This is a genomic window from Cryobacterium inferilacus (assembly GCF_019599185.1).
Taxonomy (GTDB): Bacteria; Actinomycetota; Actinomycetes; order Actinomycetales; family Microbacteriaceae; genus Cryobacterium; species Cryobacterium inferilacus.
Genome location: NZ_JAIEUL010000032.1, coordinates 23,630 through 30,150, shown reverse-complemented (window position 1 = coordinate 30,150; position 6,521 = coordinate 23,630). Strand labels below are relative to the sequence as shown.

Here is a 6,521-nt window from a genome sequence, read left to right as displayed (position 1 = left end):
GGCTTGGGCATGATGACATCTTTCCAGCGAAGACGAATCTCCACAGGTTAGGAGTCAACTAAACCGGGGGCAGTCCCCAGAAAAGAGAAAATCCATGAACGGGCACAACCACAGCGGCAAGTCTCATCTCATCGGCATGATCGTCATCGGTGTCGTCATTCTCGGCGGACTGCTTGTGGCCGGCCGGTCGATCGGTGAGGCGCTTCCCCTCGCAGCGGTTCTGGCGTGCCCAGTGATGATGATCGGGATGATGTTCATGATGATGCGCGGCAAAAATAAGAACACTGACGCCACGCAGGAATCCCACGTCCACGGTGACACCGGCTCTAACGAAGCCGCAAAGGCTACGACCCAAGCCTGATCTTCCCGGCGCCACGCCGTCCGTCGCCTGGCTAGCCCTTCCGAAGTGATTGGCCGGGTCGCACGGGCGATTTTGCACCGTGATCCGCATTACCCGTTTACCCGCACGGCACAGCCGCCGTGCGCCTTTGAAGGAGCACTACATGGGGCAGGTCCTGCTCTCCACCACAATCCTCGCCTCGTTCTTAGGCGGCATCGTCGCCCTGTTGGCCCCGTGTTGCGTGTCGGTGATGTTGCCGGCGTTCTTCGCGTCCAGCTTCCGCCGTCGCGGCCAGATCCTGGGCATGACACTGGTTTTCGCTGCCGGTGTCGGAACGATCATCCTGCCCATTGCGTTGGGAGCCGCGATCGTCAGCCGCGCCCTGGCGCAGTACCACTTCTGGATCTTCAACGTCGTGGGAATCGCCATGGTCGTCGTGGGTCTCGCCACGTTGGTGGGGTGGAAGCTGATGCTCCCGATGCCGTCGGGGAAGAAGTCCGGCTCCGGAATCGGCTCCGTTTATGGCCTGGGCGTGTTCTCTGGCGCGGCGAGTGCCTGTTGTGCACCGGTCCTGGCTGGGGTGGCCGCGATGGCTGGGGCGGCGTCGTCGATTTCTACCGCCGCATTGGTGGGTGTGGCCTACGTCTTCGGCATGGTCGCCCCGCTCTGCGTCCTTGCGCTGGTGTGGGACCGGAAGGACTGGAGCAATAGCCGTCTGCTCACGGCGCGCACTGTCGCCCTGCGGCCCGGCGGGCGCCGGCTACCACTGTCGAGCCTGTTGTCCGGTGGCTTGATGCTCGGGATGGGCATCGTCACCATGATCATCGCGGTTCGCGGTATTGGCATGGCGCCTGACGGCTGGCAGGTGAGGGTCACCGCTTGGCTGAACCACGCAGCTGTGGTTATTCAGGAGTCCACCGGGTTCATCCCCGGCTGGCTCTCGGCGCTCGTGGTCTTCGCCGCCCTCGCCACCCTGGTGTGGAAGGCGCTGCGCGCCCGACGCCCACAGGCCGGTCACACCTCTTCGGTAACAAAGCCCGATACGGCAGAGCAGGTTACGGCCGGTTCGACCACCCCGGCCTGTCACGACAACGCAAAGGAATCGAAGTAATGGCATCACGAAACAAGAAGCCGGGAGCAGCGATGCGGCCGCTGAGGAAAAACACCAACCGCCTCGCCGTGCTGATCGGCGCCGGCGTGGTCGTGGCCATTTTCGGCGCGTTTTTCCTCGTTCTCGCCCAGCAGCCCTCCGCGCCCGCCCAGACGGCCCAGTCCGCTCCTGCGGGCAGGAGCGCCGATGCGGCCGACTACGCAGTGGGATCTCCGGGAGTGGGAGAGATGGCCCCGGGATTCGCGATGGAGTCCACAACGGGGGACACCGTGGATCTGACCGACTACTTGGGCAAGTCGGTGCTCTTGTACTTCCATGAGGGACTGGGTTGCCAGCCGTGCTGGGACCAGATGCGTGACCTGGATGCCGCATCCGACCAGCTCGTCGCGGCCGGAGTTGACGATGTGCTCACGATCACCAGCGGACCGGTGGAGCTGATCGCGCAGAAAATGGACGACGACAAACTTGCCTCCGTCGCCCTGGCGGACACGAAGATGGACGTCATCAAGGAGTACGGTGCGAACGACTACGGCATGATGGGCGACTCCCGCGCCGGACACAGCTTCATCCTTGTGGGGCCTGACGGCACGATTCAGTGGCGCGCCGACTACGGCGGCGCCCCGGATTACACAATGTACGTGTCCATGACCGACCTGCTCGCCGACATGAAGGCGGCCGGGGTAAGCGGATCATGATGATCACCGTCCTGACCCAGGAGTCATGCCCGTCCTGCGTGAACGCCAAGAACACCCTGGCGCAGCTCTGCGACGAGTACCCCCTGGATATCGTGGAAATTCCCCTGGCATCAGCCGAAGGGCGTGAGCTTGCCAACCGGGTCGGCATCGTTTTCGCCCCGGGCATCCTGATCGACGGCGAGCTGTTCAGCTACGGCCGCCTGTCCGAAAAGAAACTACGCCGCCACCTCTCCAAACTGCAGTGGCCCGACACGGCGATACCCGCGAGAAAGAACTAACGAAAGCAAAGAAATGGTCACTCACTTCACCCGCCGTACTTTTCTCGGCGCGACTCTGGCTGCGACGGTGACAGTCGCCCTTGCCTCCTGCACGACGGGAACCGTCCCTCGGGCTGGGGTCGACCGGATCAAGTCGACCGATCCATTGGTCGCCCAATACGAGGCGCGGCGTACGGCCAACGGCGCCACCGTCACCCAAAACCTCACCGCCGGTGACTTCGACACCGTGGTCGCCGGCACCGCTCTGACCACGTGGGGATACAACGGGACACTCAACGGCCCTCTCATCCGCGCAAAAACTGGCGACCTTCTAAAGGCGCCGGTGACGAACACCCTGGCGGAGCCCACGAGTATCCACTGGCACGGCCTCGCCCTTCGAAACGACGCCGACGGTGTTCCGGGCGTGACCCAAAAAGCCATTGCTCCGGGCGGCGACTATGGATACCAGTTTCTGCTCAACCGACCCGGCACTTACTGGTATCACTCTCACGTGGATATGCAGCGAGAACGTGCCTTGTCGGGTGCGCTCATCATCGACGACCCAAACGAGCCCATGGCTTATGACCAGGAATGGGTCATCCTCCTCGACGACTGGCTCGACGGTCTCCCGGGCACCCCCGACGATGCGCTGAACGCTCTGGCCGACGGATCGGGTATGAGCGGGATGGATTCGGGGATGGGTGGAATGGGGTCACGCTCTACCAGTCGGTATTTGGGTGGTGACGCCGGCGACGTGCCGTTCCCTGCCCACTTGTTTAACGGGCAGGCTCCGCAAACGGCCGAAGTCTTCGACAGTCGAGTCGGCAATCGGATCCGCTTGCGCATCATCAACGCGGCGGGGGACACCGCCTACAGGGTGGGGATCCCCGGGCAGAAGCTCACCCTCACCCACACCGACGGATTTCCGGTGCAGCACCAGGAGGTGGACGCAGTTGTCCTCGGAATGGGCGAACGCAGCGATGCGCTCGTCACCGTCGTCGACGGCTACACTCCGGTCTTGGCTCTCCCAGAAGGCAAGGACGGAAGCGCCTACGGGCTCATCCGCACTGGTTCTGGCACCCCACCCACACCGGATCGAATGCCGTCCACGCTGACGGGTGACGTCACCGACGGCGGTCAGTTACGAGCAGATGAATCCGTCCGCCTCCCGTCCCGAACGCCAGATCGGCGACACGAGATGCGACTGACGGGAGGAATGCACTCCTACGACTGGAGCATCAACGGGCGGACCTTCAACATGGACGACCCCTATGCCGGTGCCTTCGATGTCAGCCTCAACGAGCGAGTGCAGATCACGATGATCAACGACACGATGATGTGGCATCCGATACACCTGCACGGACACACTTTTCAGATCATGGGCAACGGAGCACGCAAGGACACCGTCATCGTCCGGCCGGGGGAAACCGTCACCGTCGAATTCGATGCTGACAATCCCGGCCAATGGCTGGTCCACTGCCACAATGCTTACCACGCTGCTCGCGGCATGATCGGCCTGGTCTCTTACGTGAGGTGACGCGGGACGAGCAGCGGGCTCTCCTGCCCGCCCTCAGCCCTCATCCCGGCCCAACTTCGGCTTCCCGTCCGGGTTGCTCAAGAGCGCGCGTTGCACGGTCACCGTGTCGACGCCGAGAGTGGTCGCGATCGTGTCAATGGTTGCGCCGTTCTCCCGCATATCGATAGCAATAACGACCCGTTCAGCAGTCATCGCCGTGGGGCGGCCGCCCTTTGTCCCATGCGCTCGAGCTGGTGCAGGGCCCTCGCGCCTGTGCACCTGGATAGCATCAGCACGCAGCTGCGCGAAAACATCGATGATGTCGTAAAGGGTGCGGCCAGCGGGGCCGGTGGTATCGATGGCCGGTTCCGCTAACGACCGAAGCCCGATGCCGCGTTCGCCGAATTCATGGAGGAGCGCAATCAAACGATCGTCACGACCCAGCCGATCTAATTGGCTGAGCTGGCAAACCAACAAGAGATCACCAGCACGCAAGTAGTCCAAGCAAGCCGAAAACTGCGGCAGCGACGCCTTATTTCTCGACTCGCCATGGTCCACATAGAGGCGCTCGGCACCAGCTGCAGTCAATGCGATCTCTCGCTCATCAACGCTCAACTTGCGCGTTCCAACGCGCGCGTAACCTATGACGGTCATGTCTGCACAACGCGCTCGGCGCCGTTACAGGCCAACCGCCCGCCCCTCACGAGTCCTTCTGAGGATGGGGCGCGGGGGCGTCGGAAGAGGCCGGTACCGCAACAGCTGTAGATGGCAACTCTCCTCCGCCCTGCTTGGCCGACCGAGTGGGATCGGTCTCCAACTCGGGGTGACGCCGCGATTGCACAATGAACAGGACCATACCTGCCACCGCGACGAGAGTGGCGATGAGCATGTTGATTTTGAAGCCGCCGAGTTCGAACTCGGTGGGGTCGAGTCGGAAGGACTCAAACCAGGTGCGGCCCATCCCGTAGATGATCAGGTAGAGGCCAAGAGCCTTTCCCCACCGGAGGTTGAAACGTCGCTCGACGAGCAGGATGATCATCACCCCGAGCAGGTTCCAGACAATTTCGTAGAGAAAGAGGGGATGGAACAGCGTGCCCTCGGGCAGGCCGGTGGGAAATGCGGGCTGGGTTGGATCAATTTGCAGTCCCCAGGGGAGAGTTGTTGGAGTGCCGAAGAGTTCTTGGTTGAAGTAGTTCCCGAGCCGTCCGAAGGCTTGCGCCAACAACATCCCCGGTGCAAGGGCGTCGGCGAAGGACAGGAAACGCACGCCTGCTCGGCGGCAGGCGATGTATGCGCCCAGGCTGCCAAACAGGATGGCGCCGAAGATGGCCAGCCCGCCTTCCCATACGTAGAACGTCTTCCAGAGGTCAGCGCCGGGGAAGAAGTAATCGGTGGGGTGGGTGATCACATGGTAAAACCGGCCGCCGATTATGCCGAACGGCACAGCCCAGAGGGCAATGTCGAGCACCGTGTCGGGCGCCCCTCCCCGTGCCGTAAGACGCCGCGACGTGAGAATCACGGCCGCGGCGATCCCAGAGAGGATGAAGAGGGCATAGAAGTGGATTTGGAAGGGCCCCAGTTGGAAGGAGCTGATGTCGGGGCTGGGGATGCTGAGTGGAACGTTCATGGGCTCGGTGTCGTTTCTTGGAATGTTGGGGTGCGTGGGAGCGTCATTGGTTGGCAGCGTTGCTGAGGACTGGTGTCCAGGTAGCGCCGAAGTCCGGGGAGGCGCTGATACCGCGCTGGTCGGCGACCAGGATCCAGGGGGAGCTGCCGTCGACGGCGCTAAAGGCTTCGGGTGCTCCGTTCGCCTCGCCGGTCTGCGTCCAGAGGCCGGATTCTTCCTGTCTCCACAGCGCACCGGCGGGGTCGACGCCAACAAGCTGGCCCCCGGCGTTTTCATCGAAGATGTCCACAAGCAGCAGGACGGGCGAGTCGGAAGCGCCGCCGAAGGTACGGCCACCGTCGGTACTCTCAATGAGTCCGTCTGCCGTTGTCGCGATGACCCGATCAGGGTCGGAAGGGTCTGCTGTCAGGTCCCGGATCGGGGCGGTCGCACCCTTGGTCCAGGTGAAACCGCTGTCGTTGCTGATCAAGAGGACGCCTTGCTGCGCGTCATACCCATAGACGCGGAGCTCGCCGGTGGGCAGGGTCACGGTGTCGAGGTCGTGAAAGTCCGTCTGTCCGCGCAGCGATACCGTGTCCCAGGTCTGTGCTTGGTCGCTGCTGGACACCAACCCGAGGTTCGGTGCCGCGGAGGCCGATTGTTCTGTGGGGTCCGGGTGGCCGGACATGAAGAGATCCCCGGAGGGGGAGACCGTGAACCCCATGGCGTCCGGGGCGCGGTCACCGATCTGGGTCAGCTCTGCGGTGGTGGACCGGGGCGCACCGGTGAGATAGGTATCGGGCAAGCCATCCGTCGGGAGGAACCACACGCCCTGATGTGTCGCCACGTACGTGTTTCCGCTCGCGGGGTCAGCGCCAAGCCCGTGAATGTGCTCAAACGCGGTACTCGGAGTCGGCGGACTCAATGAATCGTCGGCCGTGGAGCAGCCAGCAAGGGTAACTACTGCTCCCGCAGCGATCAGCCCTGTCACGGTGA

The 6,521-nt window shown here is 63.1% G+C and carries 8 protein-coding genes; 5 read left to right on the top strand and 3 right to left on the bottom strand.

The window, feature by feature from the left end:
• Positions 1-94: 94 nt before the first annotated feature.
• The 5 genes from K2F54_RS18165 to K2F54_RS18145 all read left to right on the top strand — a co-directional run bounded on the left by K2F54_RS18165 (position 95) and on the right by K2F54_RS18145 (position 3,940).
• The gene (locus K2F54_RS18165; RefSeq protein ID WP_220607263.1) at positions 95-361 is read left to right on the top strand and encodes a hypothetical protein; all 267 of its coding nucleotides are present in this window, start codon (positions 95-97) and stop codon (positions 359-361) included.
• 142 nt (positions 362-503) lie between these two features.
• Positions 504-1,451 (top strand): cytochrome c biogenesis CcdA family protein, encoded by a 948-nt coding sequence (locus tag K2F54_RS18160; protein WP_220607262.1) that lies wholly within the window; start codon positions 504-506, stop codon positions 1,449-1,451.
• The gene (locus K2F54_RS18155; RefSeq protein WP_220607261.1) at positions 1,451-2,146 is read left to right on the top strand and encodes a peroxiredoxin family protein; all 696 of its coding nucleotides are present in this window, start codon (positions 1,451-1,453) and stop codon (positions 2,144-2,146) included. Before K2F54_RS18160 ends, K2F54_RS18155 begins: the two co-directional genes overlap by 1 nt.
• On the top strand, positions 2,146-2,424 hold the full coding sequence (locus tag K2F54_RS18150) for a glutaredoxin family protein (RefSeq protein ID WP_220607260.1): 279 nt from the start codon (positions 2,146-2,148) through the stop codon (positions 2,422-2,424). The genes K2F54_RS18155 and K2F54_RS18150 overlap by 1 nt, the downstream gene beginning before the upstream one ends.
• A 13-nt stretch (positions 2,425-2,437) precedes the next feature.
• Positions 2,438-3,940, top strand: a complete 1,503-nt coding sequence (locus K2F54_RS18145) for a multicopper oxidase family protein (protein ID WP_220607259.1) — start codon at positions 2,438-2,440, stop codon at positions 3,938-3,940.
• 33 nt (positions 3,941-3,973) lie between these two features.
• Here K2F54_RS18145 and K2F54_RS18140 read toward each other — a convergent pair whose 3' ends face one another.
• The 3 genes from K2F54_RS18140 to K2F54_RS18130 are packed head-to-tail and all read right to left on the bottom strand — an operon-like array spanning position 3,974 to position 6,516.
• Complete coding sequence (locus tag K2F54_RS18140) at positions 3,974-4,573, bottom strand: recombinase family protein (RefSeq protein ID WP_220607258.1); 600 nt, start codon at positions 4,571-4,573, stop codon at positions 3,974-3,976.
• A gap of 46 nt (positions 4,574-4,619) precedes the next feature.
• Positions 4,620-5,546 (bottom strand): prolipoprotein diacylglyceryl transferase, encoded by a 927-nt coding sequence (gene lgt / locus K2F54_RS18135; RefSeq protein ID WP_220607257.1) that lies wholly within the window; start codon positions 5,544-5,546, stop codon positions 4,620-4,622.
• 43 nt (positions 5,547-5,589) lie between these two features.
• Positions 5,590-6,516 (bottom strand): F510_1955 family glycosylhydrolase, encoded by a 927-nt coding sequence (locus K2F54_RS18130; protein ID WP_374107316.1) that lies wholly within the window; start codon positions 6,514-6,516, stop codon positions 5,590-5,592.
• Between the last annotated feature and the right edge of the window lie 5 nt (positions 6,517-6,521).